Source organism: Niabella soli DSM 19437 (assembly GCF_000243115.2).
Taxonomy (GTDB): Bacteria; Bacteroidota; Bacteroidia; order Chitinophagales; family Chitinophagaceae; genus Niabella; species Niabella soli.
The window spans coordinates 538,047-552,765 of sequence record NZ_CP007035.1; the positions used below are offsets into that span (position 1 = coordinate 538,047).

General features: G+C 45.8%; 16 protein-coding genes. 9 read left to right on the forward strand and 7 right to left on the reverse strand.

Annotation, left to right across the window (positions count from 1 at the left end):
• Positions 1–192 precede the first annotated feature (192 nt).
• Together NIASO_RS02145 and NIASO_RS02150 are read left to right on the forward strand one after the other, a co-directional pair.
• A complete protein-coding gene (locus NIASO_RS02145) occupies positions 193–759 on the forward strand; it encodes a cupin domain-containing protein (RefSeq protein WP_008583897.1) in 567 nt (188 codons plus the stop codon).
• 38 nt (positions 760–797) lie between these two features.
• Positions 798–1,046 (forward strand): hypothetical protein, encoded by a 249-nt coding sequence (locus tag NIASO_RS02150; RefSeq protein ID WP_008583896.1) that lies wholly within the window; start codon positions 798–800, stop codon positions 1,044–1,046.
• Positions 1,047–1,197: 151 nt separating this feature from the next.
• Here NIASO_RS02150 and NIASO_RS19560 read toward each other — a convergent pair whose 3' ends face one another.
• Both NIASO_RS19560 and NIASO_RS02160 read right to left on the reverse strand, forming a co-directional pair.
• Complete coding sequence (locus NIASO_RS19560) at positions 1,198–1,590, reverse strand: plastocyanin/azurin family copper-binding protein (RefSeq protein WP_008583893.1); 393 nt, start codon at positions 1,588–1,590, stop codon at positions 1,198–1,200.
• Between the two features lie 5 nt (positions 1,591–1,595).
• On the reverse strand, positions 1,596–2,135 hold the full coding sequence (locus NIASO_RS02160) for a DUF4142 domain-containing protein (RefSeq protein ID WP_008583891.1): 540 nt from the start codon (positions 2,133–2,135) through the stop codon (positions 1,596–1,598).
• 350 nt (positions 2,136–2,485) lie between these two features.
• Between NIASO_RS02160 and NIASO_RS02165 the strand changes: the two genes are divergently transcribed.
• The 6 genes from NIASO_RS02165 to NIASO_RS02190 all read left to right on the forward strand — a co-directional run bounded on the left by NIASO_RS02165 (position 2,486) and on the right by NIASO_RS02190 (position 8,074).
• Positions 2,486–2,917: a MarR family winged helix-turn-helix transcriptional regulator gene (locus tag NIASO_RS02165; RefSeq protein ID WP_008583890.1), complete on the forward strand. Its 432-nt coding sequence runs from the start codon at positions 2,486–2,488 to the stop codon at positions 2,915–2,917.
• A gap of 37 nt (positions 2,918–2,954) precedes the next feature.
• Positions 2,955–3,989, forward strand: a complete 1,035-nt coding sequence (locus tag NIASO_RS02170; RefSeq protein WP_008583888.1) for a S41 family peptidase — start codon at positions 2,955–2,957, stop codon at positions 3,987–3,989.
• A gap of 154 nt (positions 3,990–4,143) precedes the next feature.
• Positions 4,144–4,362: a hypothetical protein gene (locus NIASO_RS02175; RefSeq protein WP_008583886.1), complete on the forward strand. Its 219-nt coding sequence runs from the start codon at positions 4,144–4,146 to the stop codon at positions 4,360–4,362.
• Between the two features lie 40 nt (positions 4,363–4,402).
• Positions 4,403–4,639, forward strand: a complete 237-nt coding sequence (locus NIASO_RS02180; protein WP_008583884.1) for a hypothetical protein — start codon at positions 4,403–4,405, stop codon at positions 4,637–4,639.
• Complete coding sequence (locus NIASO_RS02185; RefSeq protein ID WP_008583883.1) at positions 4,636–5,190, forward strand: hypothetical protein; 555 nt, start codon at positions 4,636–4,638, stop codon at positions 5,188–5,190. Before NIASO_RS02180 ends, NIASO_RS02185 begins: the two co-directional genes overlap by 4 nt.
• Before the next feature lie 190 nt (positions 5,191–5,380).
• Positions 5,381–8,074, forward strand: coding sequence for a GH116 family glycosyl-hydrolase (locus tag NIASO_RS02190; protein ID WP_008583881.1), 2,694 nt, complete (start codon positions 5,381–5,383; stop codon positions 8,072–8,074).
• An 852-nt stretch (positions 8,075–8,926) separates the two neighbouring features.
• On the opposite strand, the gene NIASO_RS02195 is transcribed toward NIASO_RS02190, so the two are convergent.
• A complete protein-coding gene (locus NIASO_RS02195) occupies positions 8,927–9,448 on the reverse strand; it encodes a TlpA family protein disulfide reductase (RefSeq protein WP_008583878.1) in 522 nt (173 codons plus the stop codon).
• A gap of 2 nt (positions 9,449–9,450) precedes the next feature.
• Entirely contained in the window at positions 9,451–9,885 is a 435-nt protein-coding gene (locus NIASO_RS02200) for a rhodanese-like domain-containing protein (RefSeq protein ID WP_008583876.1), read from the reverse strand.
• A 476-nt stretch (positions 9,886–10,361) separates the two neighbouring features.
• On the opposite strand from NIASO_RS02200, the gene NIASO_RS02205 reads away from it, so the two are divergent.
• Positions 10,362–10,811 (forward strand): SRPBCC family protein, encoded by a 450-nt coding sequence (locus NIASO_RS02205; protein WP_008583874.1) that lies wholly within the window; start codon positions 10,362–10,364, stop codon positions 10,809–10,811.
• 11 nt (positions 10,812–10,822) lie between these two features.
• Here NIASO_RS02205 and ligD read toward each other — a convergent pair whose 3' ends face one another.
• Genes ligD through ku form a run of 3 tightly spaced genes read right to left on the reverse strand, consistent with a single transcriptional unit; the run spans position 10,823 to position 14,501 of the window.
• The gene (gene ligD, locus NIASO_RS02210) at positions 10,823–13,360 is read right to left on the reverse strand and encodes a DNA ligase D (protein ID WP_008583872.1); all 2,538 of its coding nucleotides are present in this window, start codon (positions 13,358–13,360) and stop codon (positions 10,823–10,825) included.
• Positions 13,361–13,412: 52 nt separating this feature from the next.
• Complete coding sequence (locus NIASO_RS02215; protein WP_008583870.1) at positions 13,413–13,712, reverse strand: hypothetical protein; 300 nt, start codon at positions 13,710–13,712, stop codon at positions 13,413–13,415.
• An 18-nt stretch (positions 13,713–13,730) separates the two neighbouring features.
• Positions 13,731–14,501, reverse strand: coding sequence for a non-homologous end joining protein Ku (ku, locus tag NIASO_RS02220; RefSeq protein ID WP_008583869.1), 771 nt, complete (start codon positions 14,499–14,501; stop codon positions 13,731–13,733).
• Between the last annotated feature and the right edge of the window lie 218 nt (positions 14,502–14,719).

A 14,719-nucleotide genomic window follows, 5' to 3' on the forward strand; every position in this document is an offset into this window, starting at 1 on the left:
TCTATAAACACGCGGCACCACCGGCGCTAATCGTTTGACCGATGATCTGGCCGGACGGACCGCCATTTTGTTACCGGTGCGAATTAAGCTTTGTTTATTTACAAAAAAAATAAATAAAAGAAAAAATGCTATTTCTCCTGCTTCTTTTGACCCTGAATATTTCTTATATTTAGGGAACTAATTGCAGTAAGTATGAAACGGGGGAAATTTATAGCAGGTATATTCGCATCAATACCCTTACTGTCATTTGCAAAGCGCAAAGCAACAGTTCGTATGCGTACCGGCAACCCGTTTAAAGTAAACGCGGGTGCGGCCCGGTTTGGCACGCACTATAAAATGAAGGGGGTAACCCTTAACACACTTGATATCAAAATTTCAGGAAAAGATACAGACAATGACCTTGCCGTTTTTGAACAAACGGGCCAAACCCGTGATGGCGGACCGCCCCTGCATATACATATCGACCAGGATGAATGGTTTTTTGTGACTGAAGGTGAATATCTATTTCAGTGCGGCGATGAAAAATTTTATTTGAAGACGGGCGATACTATTTTCCTGCCCCGGAATATTCCTCATGCATTTGTACAGCTTACGGAGAAAGCCAGGACCCTCGTATCTTATATGCCTGCGGGAAAAATGGAAGCTTTCTTTGCTGCCACGGATCAATGGATTACTCCGCCCTCGAAAGCAGAGATTGCCAAAGTGTTTGCTGAGCATGGAATGCAGGTTGTTGGCGGGCCGCTGAAGGCGGACCGGTAAGGTGCCGGAATGAATTATTTTTAATAAAAAATATACAAATGGCCACCTATACTGTTAAGCCCCTTGAATGGGAACATATCGATAATGCCTATTGGAATTGTTCAGCGCTTGATACCGTATTTGTTATTACCCCTGAAGGAGACCGGTTCAACCTTGCCTTCTATTTACAATTAAATACTCCCGGATCCAGCGCTGAAGGGATCTTTCCGACCCTCACTGCGGCACAGGAAAAAGCGGATCAATTATGGGAGAAGCATTTACAAAAATACCTGGAGGCTGTTAAATAAAGGACTTTTCAGAAAAAAAATCCTTTGTGAATATAATTGTGGAGCGACAAATCAGGAACAACAAAAAAGGCGGAACTATAACCGGCAGTTCCGCCTTTATAATCGAATGGCGCCCGTGATTTGCAGCATTCACCGCCACTGCCCACCCGGTCTATTGCACTTTTATCCGTCCCTTCATAACCACATGAATGCTGCAAAAATAATTCTCATCCTTTTGCGGCGCAAAACGCCAGGAGCTCCCGGGATCCAATTTCCCGGATTTCCAGCCTTCGGTTGCCTCTGTAATATCATGAGGCACTATATCCTTATTAATAAATGTAATGGTATCGCCCTTCTTAACCGTAATGTTATCAGGCACAAATTTCATCTGTTCAATTACCACTACCGGTGCCTGCTTAACAGGGGATGCCGTATTTATTGTTTCTGATTTTGAAGCACTGTCGGCGCCATGGTCCTGCATCTTATCCGGGTTGGAATTACAACCGGGAACAATGGCAAACAGCAGAACAACTGCCCATACATATGATAAAACCTTCTTCAGCATGGAGATCATTTTAATTCTTTTTGAACCATTTTGGCATGCTCCAGGTGTGTTCTTAATGCTGGCAGTATATTGGTAAGTAAAGCCTTGAGTTCTGCATTTTGTGCCTGTGGAATTAAGACGTTTTCCACCGCGTTTATTACCGCTTCATGATAGACTACTTCATTATCAATATACGCCTTGTTAAAAGCCTTGCCAGCCTTGCTGTTTAAGGTAGCTTTGGTCTTCTTTTCACCTTCCAGCAAGGATTTTGTAACCGCATTGGTCCTGGGCGTAACGTGTAACTTTTGTACCAGCTTGGTGGCCATGGCAATTACCCCAAGGTGATCTGTCTTCATGGTTTTGGCAAAATTGAGAACGGCGGCATCCTTGGATTTTCGTTGTGCAATGGTTGCGTAGTTTACATCAATCTGGTTGGCAGTTACCGCTACTGACGCTATTTCCGGGTCGGTGAGCTTCGGCGCATTTTGCGCAAAACTGCTCAGGGGTAATAATAATGCGCTCATCAGCGCCGCTGATAGCCATTTTAGGGTTGTTATTGTTTTCATTTTTTATTGTTTAAATTTTAGTAGGCTCCTTTTTGTGATGCAGGCTGTTAGTAAGCCCGGCGGCACCATCCCTGCGCCGATAAGACCGGCATTGCTATAATGCCGCTGTTTCTGCAGGTCTTTATATTGTTAGAGTAAATGAGTAACCCAAAGGTTACAAAACAATCAAAGTGTATTGGTGCAAGGATGTGGAACGGGGAAAGTGATAAAAGAACATTATTACTGTAGGTCCCTATAAGAGGAACGAGGCCAGGTGTCGGAAAATTTTGTTAAAACCATGATAATATAATTGATATATCAATTATATTCATATATTTGACATATCAATTATAGATAAATCAAATTTTTGTGTGGAAGTACTGAATAATATTGTTTTCTATAGCCTTGATAAGGCAATAAAAAGTTATCGCCAATTTGCTCAAAAACAGTTAAAAGCTGCGGGATTTACGATTACTATCGACCAATGGCTGGTATTGAAAGCGATTGAAGAAGACAATAGCATCAGCCAGCAGGAGATTGCCGCGCGGGTGTTTAAGGATGTGGCTTCTATTACGCGTATCATAGAATTGCTCGTAACGAATAATTTATTGTCCAGGCACTTTCATCCTGCAGACAGAAGACGTTTTGAATTGAAGCTTACCCCCGAAGGAAAGAAAACGATGGAAAATTTAAAACCTTATATACAGGCCAACCGGAAGAAAGCGTTAAAAGGCATCGCTGCCGGTGACATCAGCCGGCTTCAAAAAACGCTTGACCAGATCATCAAAAACGTATCATCATAATATTAATCATTGTTCACATTCCGATCACTATTTGCTTATGAAACCTTTTATTTTTTTAATAGCGTGGTTTTTTTCGACCCTAATTTCGTTTGGCCAGGGGGCCGGGTTGGCCGGCAGGGACAAAGACAGGGTTGTTGACAGCCTGACAAAAAAACTGTACGACAATTATATATTTGCGGATGTTGCGCAGGCAGCGGGGCAGCACCTTCGTAAACTTCAAAAAACCGGAAGCTATAAGAACGTCGGCAACCCGCAACAACTGGCGGCATTGCTTACGAATGAGTTGCGTGGAGTGGCGCACGACAAACACCTGAACCTTTGGTATTCGAAAGAAAAAGCTGCGGCTGCGCCCATGGATCCGGCGGCGGCAGCGGCGCAGGAGGCTGCATTTATGCGGCACATGCAGCGCATGAACCTTGGATTTCCCAAACTGGATATACTGGAAGGTAATGTGGGCTATTTTAAGATAGATGGCTTTGGCCCGGTTAACAAAGTAGGGGAAACCTGTACCGGAGCAATGTTGTTTCTTGCCAATACCGATGCGCTGATCCTGGACCTGCGCGGTAACCAGGGCGGGGAGCCCGAAATGGTGCAGTACCTGGCCAGTTATTTTTTTGATACGGTACCGGTACATCTGAACGATCTGTATTACCGTAATAAAAATAAAACGGATGCGTACTGGACGATTCCGGTAAAGGGAAGCCGATATCTGAATAAACCGATATACCTCCTTACTTCGAGTGCCACATTTTCGGCGGGTGAAGAGCTGGCTTACGACCTGCAGACCCAAAAACGAGGAACGGTGGTGGGTGCTACCACCGGTGGCGGGGCAAATGATGGTGTAGTAATGGACCTGGGTGACGGCTTCTTTGTTTACATGCCAGAGGGCAGGGCTATAAATCCTATAACTAAAACCAATTGGGAAGGAACCGGTGTTCAGCCCGATGTAGCGGTGCCGGCGGAAACCGCCCTGGCCGCAGCCCACAAAATGGCACTGAAGGCTATTATTGACAAAACGCCGGAAAAAGAAAAACAGTTTTATACCAAAGCACTGGAAACAATTAAAAAGTAAAGACTAGTTGCGCGATTCTCCTGATGCTCCGGCATTTTCTCCGATTTTATAGGCTCGGGGCAGCCTCTGATGCGGTAAAGGTAATGTATGCTTGTACGATGCCTTACTATCATAAGACCAAAACATATTCATTTTAAAAAAATAGTTGAAGAACATGAAAAGAAAGAGCACTTATTCAGGATGGAGTTTATTAACAGTTGCCGTTTGCACCCTGCTACTGGCATCCTGCCAGAAAAATAACGTAACCATTACCCAGTTTTCCGGCAACAGGGTAGCGGGAACGTTTTCTGTTGTAAATGCCGGCTATGGCCCCAGAATGACCGATAAAACTACCATTCAGGGAAAATTTAAAGCAAAAGTATTTGCGCAATAAAATCGGCAATCAGTATTCCACAATTTAATAAAAATAAAAAATGAAAAAGTTCCTTGCAGCACTTTGTTTCGGTTGCCTGTTTTTTGCAGTGCGGGCAGATGTTTATTCAAACAACCCGGCACTTTACCGGAAGCTGGTGCTGGAAAATATACAATTAAAAATAGCCATGAAAAAAGTGTTCCGGCAATTCAACCGCCTGACGGATCATGCCTTTGGCAAACTGCTCGCACAGGCCGGGGGCAACTATTATTATAAAACCCAACAATCAGTAGTATGAAGCAATTGCTTATTTATGCAGTAGGGTTGCCCCTTTTAACGGGCGTTATTTCCGGTTGCAGCAAGCCCGCGGCAGAAACCCCTGCTACCAGTAAAATTGCCTGGAACCGCCCTGTAGTGTATGATACGCCCTTTACTGTAGATATAGATGCTAATGGCGAAGCGGATTTCAGGTTGGTGGTGGTGCTTGTGGTACAGGACGGCTTGCCGCGTAAACAATTTAAAGTTACCACGGTGAAGTTGAGCAGGGTGGGTTGTGATACAAGCAGGACGCCATTGTTGTGGGAGAAAACTGCAATCCCTCCCTCAATGGAAAGCACTGGTTTTAAATGGACCGAAGGCGGGGTTGTTTTGCTGGAACAAATTGAGGGCAACGTTTCCTATTGGCAGGGGCCCTTAAAGGATAAACAATCAGCGGCCGTTGCCATCCGTCTTATAAAAAACGGGAAGCCTTATTATGGGCATCTTTATTTTTCAGGTGGCGGAGAAACGTTGTTGTTGGATAAATCAGTTGTGGCGGCAAATCCGTATGTGACGTTTTCTGTAGAATAGGTGTTCTTGCTTTCTCCGAAACAAAAAGATCAGTAACCTTGCCAAGGCTGAAGAGTGCGACGCAACGATGCTGAACCATGTACTGAAGCCGAATCTATAATAAAGGATAACAGATAAGTTGAATTCATTTCAAAAGGATCCAATTTATAAAGTATTTTTAGCAAATAATACCAATGTTAAGGGGTCATAAATGAAACAAAGAAATAAAAAGATCTCCCGCCGCGCATTTATCCGGAAAGGGGGCTTGGCCGGTGCCGGATTAACCCTGGCGGCGCAACTGCCTGTATTGGCCGGTTCTTCATCAGCCGGTAAAAAAGCACTGCCGGTACGGGCCTTATATGAAAGGGGCGCGGCAACTGTTTATCTCAAATCAAAAAACGAATTACAATATATCGGTATGCCGGTAGGCGGCATCAATGCCGGCGGTATGTACCTGAGCGGCGATGGCCGGCTTTGGCTGTGGGATGTATTCAATTTGAACCAGGAAGGGATTAACCCCGTGGATATTCCCTGGAAGACTTCCGTGCAGGGCGAACTGCGAAAAGTTCGCTCGCGGGATGGAGGTAGTTATATTGCCCCTCCGAAAGCAAAGGAGCTGCGCCCGCTGGATCAGGGTTTTGCTCTAAAGCTGGAATATGAGGGCAAAGAACAAACCCGCCAATTGAGGGAAGAAGATTGGGACGAAGTGCGTTTTGAAGCTACTTATCCGGTAGCTACCATCACGTACAGCAGTAAGGATATTCCCGTGCAGGCGGTGCTACAGGCGTATAGCCCCTTTATCCCGCTGGATACCGATCGTTCGGGCTTGCCGGTATCGGTTTTTACGATAACCATCAAAAATGCCGGGAAGCATCCCGTTAAAGCCACGCTTGCGGGCTGGTTAGAAAATAAAGCGGCCCTACACACGGCGGCGGTCAACCGGCTGGGGCGAAAAAATACCACCTTTAAAGAAGAACAAATAACAGGCGTGTACAGTACCTTGGAAAAAACGGCGTTTGGTAATCAGCAGGCAGACAAAAGCTTTGACTATGGCACGCTTTGCCTTGCCGCCCTGGACAGGGATGCTGTAGCTATCGCGGATATTGAAGCTATAGATAATGCCCGGTTGTTTACTTCAACAACAAAGGTGGATCAGGCGGTGAAGGCCGCACAGCAAACACTGACGGGGAGCGTGATAACTACGGTAACCGCAGCGGCGAATGAATCAGCCACTGTATCGTATATTATAAGCTGGCATACGCCCAACCTGATGATCGGTGACGGTAAAGTATTGCCCGAAAAAGACCGCGGGCAATATTATGACAACCAATTTAAGAACGCCAAAGAAGTGGCCAGTTATGTGGCGGCAAATTTTAAAGAGCTGTCAGGTACGACGTTGCTTTGGAGGGATACCTGGTATGATGCAACGTTGCCCTATTGGTTTTTAGACCGCACCTTCGTAAATATCGGTAACCTTGCCTCCACCACCTCGCACCGCTTTAAATCGGGGCGTTACTGGGCCTGGGAAGGCGTGGGCGCCTGTCATGGGAATTGTACGCATGTCTGGCACTATGCGCAGGGAACGGGAAGGATTTTTCCGGCCATGGAACGGGATAACCGGGAGCGGGTAGACCTGGGCCTCTCTTTACAGGAAAACGGCGGCATCTGGTTTCGCGGAGAATATGAAAAACGCCCGGCCATCGACGGGCAGGCGGGGCGGGTGCTGGGCTGCTATCGCGAGCACCAGATGAGCGCTGATGATGGCTTTTTGAAAAGGAACTGGGATAAGATAAAACGGGCTACACAATTTATTATCAACCAGGACCGGAACAAAGATGGCATGGAGGATACGCCGCTTGAAAATACGCTGGACGCCATCTGGGACGGGGAAATAGCCTGGCTGGTGGGCCTTTGCATTGCAGCGGTAAAAGCGGGGCAGGCAATGGCGGAAGAGATGAATGATACTGCTTTTGCCGCGGTTTGTAAAGATTATGTACAGAAGGGAAGCAGGCATATGAGCGACCAATTATTTAATGGAGAATATTTTATTCATCGCCCCGATCCGGTAAAAGGAAGGAAAGGATTGGGGTCTTACAATACCTGTCATATCGACCAGGTATTGGGACAAAGCTGGGCTTTCCAGGTAGGACTGGGCCGCGTTATAGATCAACAGCAAACCCTTTCGGCATTAAAAGCTTTATGGAAATATAATTTTATTAAAGACATGGGCATATATGCTGAAACCCATACGGATGGCAGACCCTATGCGTTGTATGGGGAGTCGGGATTGGTAATGAACACCAACCCGAAGAATGAACCCAAACCTTTTGGTGACGGCGCCGCCTGGCAAATAGGTTATTTTAATGAATGTATGACGGGTTTTGAGCACCAGGTAGCCAGTCATATGATGGCCGAGGGAATGACCGATGAAGCATTGACTATAACCAAAGCGATACATGATCGCTACCATGCCTTCAAGCGTAATCCTTTTAATGAGATTGAATGTAGTGATCATTACGGGCGGGCCCTGGCCAGCTATGGAACCTTTATTGCTGCCTGTGGATTTGAATACCATGGCCCCAAAGGATATATTCGTTTTGCTCCAAAACTGAACAGAGAAAATTTTAAAGCGCCTTTTACGGCAGCAGAGGGCTGGGGGAGTTACGCGCAACAATTAAAAGGGAATAAACTGGACGCTGCACTAACGGTGAAATATGGAAAGTTGTCGCTTCGTCAGGTCAGCGTTGAGCGGAGCACGGCTAAAGAAATAGGAAAAGTAAGCGTAATACTTGGTGATAGCCCGGTGGCTGTAACGGTGCAAACCCGCGGTGCTTTTGTAGATATACGGTTCTCTGAAAAGCTAAAGATTCAACCCGGCACACCATTAAAAATTTCTATTGTGTGAGATAAGTGTGCCGAAGTTTTGTGAAGGTGTAGTTCCTGCCGTCCAATGTCGTTAAATTAGTTGTGTTGCTCCGTCAGGAGCAGCGCGTTTATAGTGCGTATTGGGTGTAGAAGATTTGGGCTCCATCGGAGCCTCATGTTTACGCCGCGGCTAACGGAGCTACGCTCTTATACCAATTGGACATAAAAAACACTGTCATCCTGAGCCTGACGAAGGGTGAATAGGCTTCGTCAAGCTGTTAATGACAAGCGCTGCAAGTTGTTGAAAATGAATCTATATAAGGAGCGTCATCCGATAGTTATCGGATCTGACCGAAGTTTTGTCCCTAAAGCAAAACGAGCGGAGGATTCTCTGCAAAAGTCAGAGACCTCTCGGTTCCGTCCCGAAAGTGTTCGCATGTGCGTCAAGCTAAGCGCGACATTCAATCTGCTGAAACTGCAACTACACCAGCATTTGAGCCATTTTCGCTCCGTTAGGAGCGTTGTGTTTATAGCAATCGCAATGGTATTTGCTCGGGCTGTTTACGCGGCATCCCGCTAGGCGGGACAGGCTCTGACGGAGCCGATGCGTTGCGTAGATGATCATGAATACTATAAACACGCGGCGCTTACAGCGCCTGAGTCGCTTCCCTTAGCTTGACGCGCATGCGAAAGTGTTCGGAACTCCACTCGAGGTGACGGCGCAAATAATAATTTGTCACTCCAAAGAACTTAATTTCCTTTATTTGTGCCTCAGCCTGACCTATCTTTCTTTGGATGTAATTTAAAAGACTGATTGGTATAACAATCATTCTACAATCGCAATGCTTCTGCCGGAGCCAAATGGAAAGGGAATAGCGAAGTTTTCATTCGCTTACTTGCTGGCAATGCCCGCTGCCAGATAGTGCTGAATAAAATCTTCCAGTTCCTTTCCGTGTATATTGATCGCCAGGATCTTTTTTTGTCCGTCGATCAGTACATTAAAAGGCAGCTCCTCAATACCGTAATCCTTTGCTACCGGGCTTTTCCAAAACCGGAGATCGCTTATTTGTATCCAGTTTATTTTAAGACGGGCGACTAGCTGCTGCCAATTCTTTTTTTCCTTGTCGAGCGATACGCCTACTATTTCAAATTTTCCTTCTTTAACAGCAGCGTCAAATTTTTTATACAGGGCTTTTAATTGCGGCTGCTCTTCCACGCAGGGAGCGCACCAGCTTGCCCAGAAGTCGATCAGTACTAACCCGGTTTTTAATGAAGCAAGCGAAACGGTGTCGCCCCTGCTGTCAGGAAGCCTTATTTCCGGGGCGGTCTGGCCCACTTTAAGCAGGGTGTCCTGGGCGCAAACAGAATTTGCGACAAGAGCACTTATCAGCAGTATGTACAGTAGCTTACCCATCTTTAATCGTTGGTGGGATAGTTCTTATCCAGCCAGTCCGTTTTAATATTTTTTGCGAGATTCAATAACCGCACATTTTTGAATCCCATAGCGGTGATTGTTGTAAATGCCGGGCGAATATTGGGGCAGCGGTCAAAAGGACAGCAGCCGCAATAAATAATGATCTCCTTATTTTTCGGAGTGTTTTTCAGTATGCTTTTTAGTTGCTTTAAATGTTCCGCTTCATGGGCCGGGCCTGCATTCACCGATCCTTTTATAACGGCATCCGGACCAACCGCCACAATCAGGGCATTACCGGCCTGGTCATTGGTGATGCGTTTTGCAAGAATATCCGGGGCGACTAATTGCTTTTCATTCCAAGGATTTACGGTGTTTTGCGCCCGGAGCGGGGCCTTGGTTGCACACAGCAAGGTCAGCAGGAAAATTAAATACTTCATAATCTGTTTTTACGAAGATACGGCGGATGCGTGTTTTTTATAAAAAATATGCCGTATTCGCGCATTCTGTACAACAAAGCCGTTCAAGCTATGGACGCAGTAAAAATTATTGCATTTAAGGCAGCATGGATTAAGAATGATTAAGAATTTTTTTGGCCCGCAGATTCACGCATGCGATAAATCGGGGGCCGGTAGCGCGGCGCGGATTTACCTTTCCTCCTTCTGCGAAAGTCTGCTTCCGATAAATCGGAATGCGGAAGACATTTTGGCTGCTGATTTGTGGGAATCACTTTCGTTGTATTCTTAAATCATACCGCAACGCAGAGCGATGGAATTCGTAACGGTATCTGTTTCCTTGTTTATAAGCGTCGGGCATCCGTTCGCGAATAGCCCTGCGGAATGTCGCATACAGCCTCCTTTAAAACCAGATATTAGGCGCATCTTTGTTGTATAATTTTAAACACAAAACCTTTTTTATGTCAGACAACAAAGTTTCATTCCACCGGGTGCTTAAAGCATCCCCCGAAAAAGTATACCGCGCTTTTACCGACGCGCTGGCGATCGCCTCCTGGCTGCCGCCTTATGGTTTCCTTTGCACCGTGCACGAAATGAATGCGCAGGTGGGCGGAACCTATAAAATGTCGTTCCAGAATTTTACAACGGGCCATAGTCATTCCTTTGGTGGAACGTATTTGGAACTCAAACCCAATGAGTTTTTAAAATATACCGACCAGTTTGACGATCCTAATATGCCCGGAGTGATGACGACTACTGTTTGGCTGCAGAAAACATCAGTGGGCACAGACCTGAAAGTGGAGCAGGAAGGTATACCTGCCATGATACCTGTGGAAATGTGTTACCTGGGTTGGCAGGAATCATTAGAAAAGCTCACCAAGCTGGTGGAGCCCGAAATACCGGACGCTTAAAAATACAGGGTTTATCCGCTGATCTTTTTAAGGCATTTGAGCATATCGATGCCCTTGCCCAGTACCGGGGCAAACAGATCGCCCGTTTTAGCGAGCCGGTGCTGCATGGTTTGTAGGGTAAATTGCTGCGGCATAAGCCCGGGCTTTACCTCCTTCCAGTGTAAAGGGGCCGATACCGTTGCTCCCGGCCGGGGCCGCACGCTGTAAGCGCTTGCAACGGTTTGCCCTCTCCGGTTTTGAAGATGGTCGATATATATTTTTTGCGTACCTCTTTTCTTAAGATTCCGTTCAAGGGTTGTACTATCCGGTAGTAGTTCGGTTACATGCAAAGCAACCAGATGCGCAAAGTCTTTCACCTGTTCATAAGTATACTTATTGCCCAGCGGTACATATATATGCAGACCGGTGGCTCCGGATGTTTTGCAAAAGGCCGGCGCTCCGCAATCATCTAAAATTTGTTTAGTGGCAAGTGCGGCATCAATAACCTGGTCAAAGGTATTATCTTTTGAAGGGTCGATATCAATGATCATATAAGTGGGAGTATCCGGTTTTTTTGCCGTGCTGTTCCAGGGGTTTAATTCTATACAGCCGAGGTTGGCAAGGTACAGGAGCGCAGCCCGGTCATTACATATAATATAATCGATCTCTTTTTTTGTGCTTTCAGAGTAGATCTGAATGGTTTTGATCCACTCCGGAACAGCATCCCCCGCATCTTTCTGATAAAAACTTTCGCCGGTGATGCCGTTGGGATAACGGTTCAGGCTTTCGGGCCTGTCTTTAAGATAAGGCAGTATAACGGGCGCTGTTACATTGTAATAAGCGATAAGATCGCCTTTTGTAAAACCATCTTCGGGCCAGTAAATTTTATGCTGGTTAGTGAGCTTTATCGTTTTCCGGCCTTCTTTAATGTTATATTCGTTTTGTGCCGGTGACCCGGGCTGCGCCGTTTTTTTATCCGCCATAACTACTTCGTTTTTAGGGATGACAATTTCTGTTGCCGCTTTGTCTTCTCTGAGCCCCTGGAAGACCGGTTGCCTGAAGATATGATCTTTGGTCAGTTGGGAAAATTTAATGTTGCAGACCAGGCTGGGGCGCAGCCATACAGCGGGCATATTGGTTTGGGGAGTGTGGGCAAACGGCGACCGCTCCGTTACCAGCGGCTGCATTTTTTCATATAATTCGGTTAGCGATCGCTCGTCAAAACCTGTTCCGGTGTGACCGGCATACACCAGTTTCCCCTCGTCATATCTGCCGAGAATTAAGGCTCCGAATTTTTTCCGGGAGCCCCTGGGGGCCGTATAACCCGCAATAACAACTTCCTCGGTATGATGGTGTTTTATTTTTAGCCAGGAAGTAGTTCTTATTCCCTCCGCGTAAACGCTGGTTGCGCTCTTGGCGATCATTCCTTCCAGGTTTTTCTTTTGAATGGCCCTGAAGAATTTTTCACCGTCTTTTACCACATGATCGCAATACTTAATGACGGCATTTTCGTTAAGGGCCTCTTTAAGCAGCTCCTTGCGTTGCAGGAGCGGCAGCGCTTCTGTACTATGCCCGTTGAGGTGTAGCAGATCAAATACCTGGTAGGTTAGCGGCATATCCGGTGCTTCTTCAAAATGCTGCAAGGTTTGAAAATCGGGCATTCCTTCTTTGTTGTAGGCAACAATTTCTCCATCTAATATCATTTCATGTTGCTGTTGCGCCAGGGCCTGTGCCAGTACTCCGTACCGGTTGGCAAAGTTGAGACCGTTGCGCGAGTAAAGCCTGAGTTTTTTACCTGTTTCGGCTATCGCCCGGTAGCCATCCCATTTAATTTCAAATACCCAATCTTTATCTGTAAAGGGTTTATCTGCAATGGTCGCCAACATAGGTTTTATATAATGGCGGTGTTTTTTCTCAGTGGAGACGGGTAGGGGCGTTGCTTTTTTTTTTACGAGCGGCCCTTGTGGTGCTGGTTGTTTTTTTGGGGCCGGAATATTGCTGCTTGCTTTTACTGTTCTGGCCGCCTGTTTTCTGGGCGAACGCTCCGCGTCGTACGCTCCGTTAACGGCAAAGGCATCCTTATGCTTTATCAATAGCCAGGCGTTGTCTTCCGTCGCGTTTTTCATGCGGACCAACGCAAATTCCCCGTTTAATTTTTTCCCATGCAGAACGAATTTCAGGGACCCGTTTTTAAGCTCCTGCAATAAAACCGCCTCATCATTTTTCCCCGGTTGCTGCTCCAGCGCGGTATAAGTTCCTTCGTCCCATATTTCAACGTTTCCTGCGCCATAATTACCCTTTGGAATAGTGCCTTCAAATTTCCGGTAGGCATACGGGTGGTCTTCAACCATTACCGCCAACCTTTTGTCGGCCGGATTCAGGGAAGGTCCTTTGGGTACGGCCCAGCTTTTAAGCACACCAGCCATTTCCAGCCGGAAATCGTAATGCAGCCGGGTGGCATCATGACGCTGTACTACAAAATGCAGTTTCCTGCCCCCGGTTTTTTTTATTCCTCTGGGTTCGGCGGTTTGGGAAAAATCCCTTTTGGTATTATATTTTTTTAGCGGCATAACCTCTTACGGGGTATATAATTAAGTGGCCCGATGGCAGTATCGGTTGCTTTTAATAAAAGGTTTCAAAGAGCCCTACATTCTTTTCCAAGCGGAGCAGGTATTCTTTGTCTTTTTCAAAATAGCGGGCTTTCTCAAAATCATTTCCCGCAAAGTTGATGACGCTCTCTTTATTCATCCATTCGCTTATCGTAAAAAAATGACAGATATCGCCCTCCACCTTCCGGAGGATCTTATCCGAAACGTTGCCGATGGTTGATATACAGGCCGTGTGACCGGTGTGAATAATATAATTCAGGTAGGCATCTGCCTGATCGGCTTTTGTTTGGCCATGCCAGATTCTTGTTATCATGATTAATTGTTTTATCCGTTACGAAACTTTTTTCTTTGCAGAAAGACTGGCTTTTAACTGTTCCATCAGGTCCTGGGATTTGTTGTATACGATCTTCATTTCCGGAACGTTTATCTTCCTGCCTTTTGCTTTTGATTCAATGATCTTCATAAGCTTTTCAGAATAAGTATCTTTATAGGCGGCTATGTTCAATTTTTGCGACAACTGTTCTATGAGCGTTACCGCCATTTTTAACTCCGCTGGTTTTACGTTTCGCTTGGGAATAGCGAGGTCATCGGCTTTTCGCAATTCCTCCGCAAACCGGAGACGTTGAAAAATGATCAGGTCCGTATAGGGTTTTAGCAGGCCCAGCACTTCTTTGTTCCGCATTACAAAAGTACCTAAACCCACCATCCCCGTTTTTACCAAAGCATCCCTCAGTAACGCATAGGCGGCTTCCCCGTTCTTCTGGGGCTCCACAAAATAGGGCGTTTCATAATAAACGCTGTCAATCTCTTCTGCTTTTACAAACTGGTCTATGGAAATGATTTTTGTTTTTTCAGGCTGAGCTTTTTCAAAATCTTTATCATCCAGCACTACATACTTTCCCTTATAGTTAAACCCTTTTATAATATCCGTCCACGCTACTTCTTTCCCGGTTTTTTCATTAACCCGTTTGAATTTGATATGACTGTGGTCTTTTTTATCCAGCATATCCAGATCCAGGCTGCTTTCTTCAGTGGCCGAATACAGTTTTACCGGAATATTAACCAGGCCAAAACCAATGGCGCCCGTCCAGATTGCTTTCATATTCGATTAAGGTTTTCCTGTGAAAAAAGCTGAGAAATCATTTTATACTAAAAAGTAGTAAAAATGATCTGTTGTATTATATCAAAAATCGTGCGTAGCGTGCGTTAGATCAATGCTTCTTAACAATATTTTTCTGTTTTTCCTTTTTGATGGAATAATGGGGAGCAAAAACAACCCATACCAGCGTCCGGGTAATTTTTTCCCCATCCGGGTGGGTT

Excerpts from the sequence above, each read along its gene's own strand:
- NIASO_RS02145 (WP_008583897.1), top strand. The coding sequence starts at position 193 with ATGAAACGGGGGAAATTTATAGCAGGTATATTCGCATCAATACCCTTA.
- NIASO_RS02150 (WP_008583896.1), top strand. The coding sequence starts at position 798 with ATGGCCACCTATACTGTTAAGCCCCTTGAATGGGAACATATCGATAAT.
- NIASO_RS19560 (WP_008583893.1), bottom strand. The coding sequence starts at position 1,590 with ATGCTGAAGAAGGTTTTATCATATGTATGGGCAGTTGTTCTGCTGTTT.
- NIASO_RS02160 (WP_008583891.1), bottom strand. The coding sequence starts at position 2,135 with ATGAAAACAATAACAACCCTAAAATGGCTATCAGCGGCGCTGATGAGC.
- NIASO_RS02170 (WP_008583888.1), top strand. The coding sequence starts at position 2,955 with ATGAAACCTTTTATTTTTTTAATAGCGTGGTTTTTTTCGACCCTAATT.
- NIASO_RS02175 (WP_008583886.1), top strand. The coding sequence starts at position 4,144 with ATGAAAAGAAAGAGCACTTATTCAGGATGGAGTTTATTAACAGTTGCC.
- NIASO_RS02180 (WP_008583884.1), top strand. The coding sequence starts at position 4,403 with ATGAAAAAGTTCCTTGCAGCACTTTGTTTCGGTTGCCTGTTTTTTGCA.
- NIASO_RS02185 (WP_008583883.1), top strand. The coding sequence starts at position 4,636 with ATGAAGCAATTGCTTATTTATGCAGTAGGGTTGCCCCTTTTAACGGGC.
- NIASO_RS02190 (WP_008583881.1), top strand. The coding sequence starts at position 5,381 with ATGAAACAAAGAAATAAAAAGATCTCCCGCCGCGCATTTATCCGGAAA.
- NIASO_RS02195 (WP_008583878.1), bottom strand. The coding sequence starts at position 9,448 with ATGGGTAAGCTACTGTACATACTGCTGATAAGTGCTCTTGTCGCAAAT.
- NIASO_RS02200 (WP_008583876.1), bottom strand. The coding sequence starts at position 9,885 with ATGAAGTATTTAATTTTCCTGCTGACCTTGCTGTGTGCAACCAAGGCC.
- NIASO_RS02205 (WP_008583874.1), top strand. The coding sequence starts at position 10,362 with ATGTCAGACAACAAAGTTTCATTCCACCGGGTGCTTAAAGCATCCCCC.
- ligD (WP_008583872.1), bottom strand. The coding sequence starts at position 13,360 with ATGCCGCTAAAAAAATATAATACCAAAAGGGATTTTTCCCAAACCGCC.
- NIASO_RS02215 (WP_008583870.1), bottom strand. The coding sequence starts at position 13,712 with ATGATAACAAGAATCTGGCATGGCCAAACAAAAGCCGATCAGGCAGAT.
- ku (WP_008583869.1), bottom strand. The coding sequence starts at position 14,501 with ATGAAAGCAATCTGGACGGGCGCCATTGGTTTTGGCCTGGTTAATATT.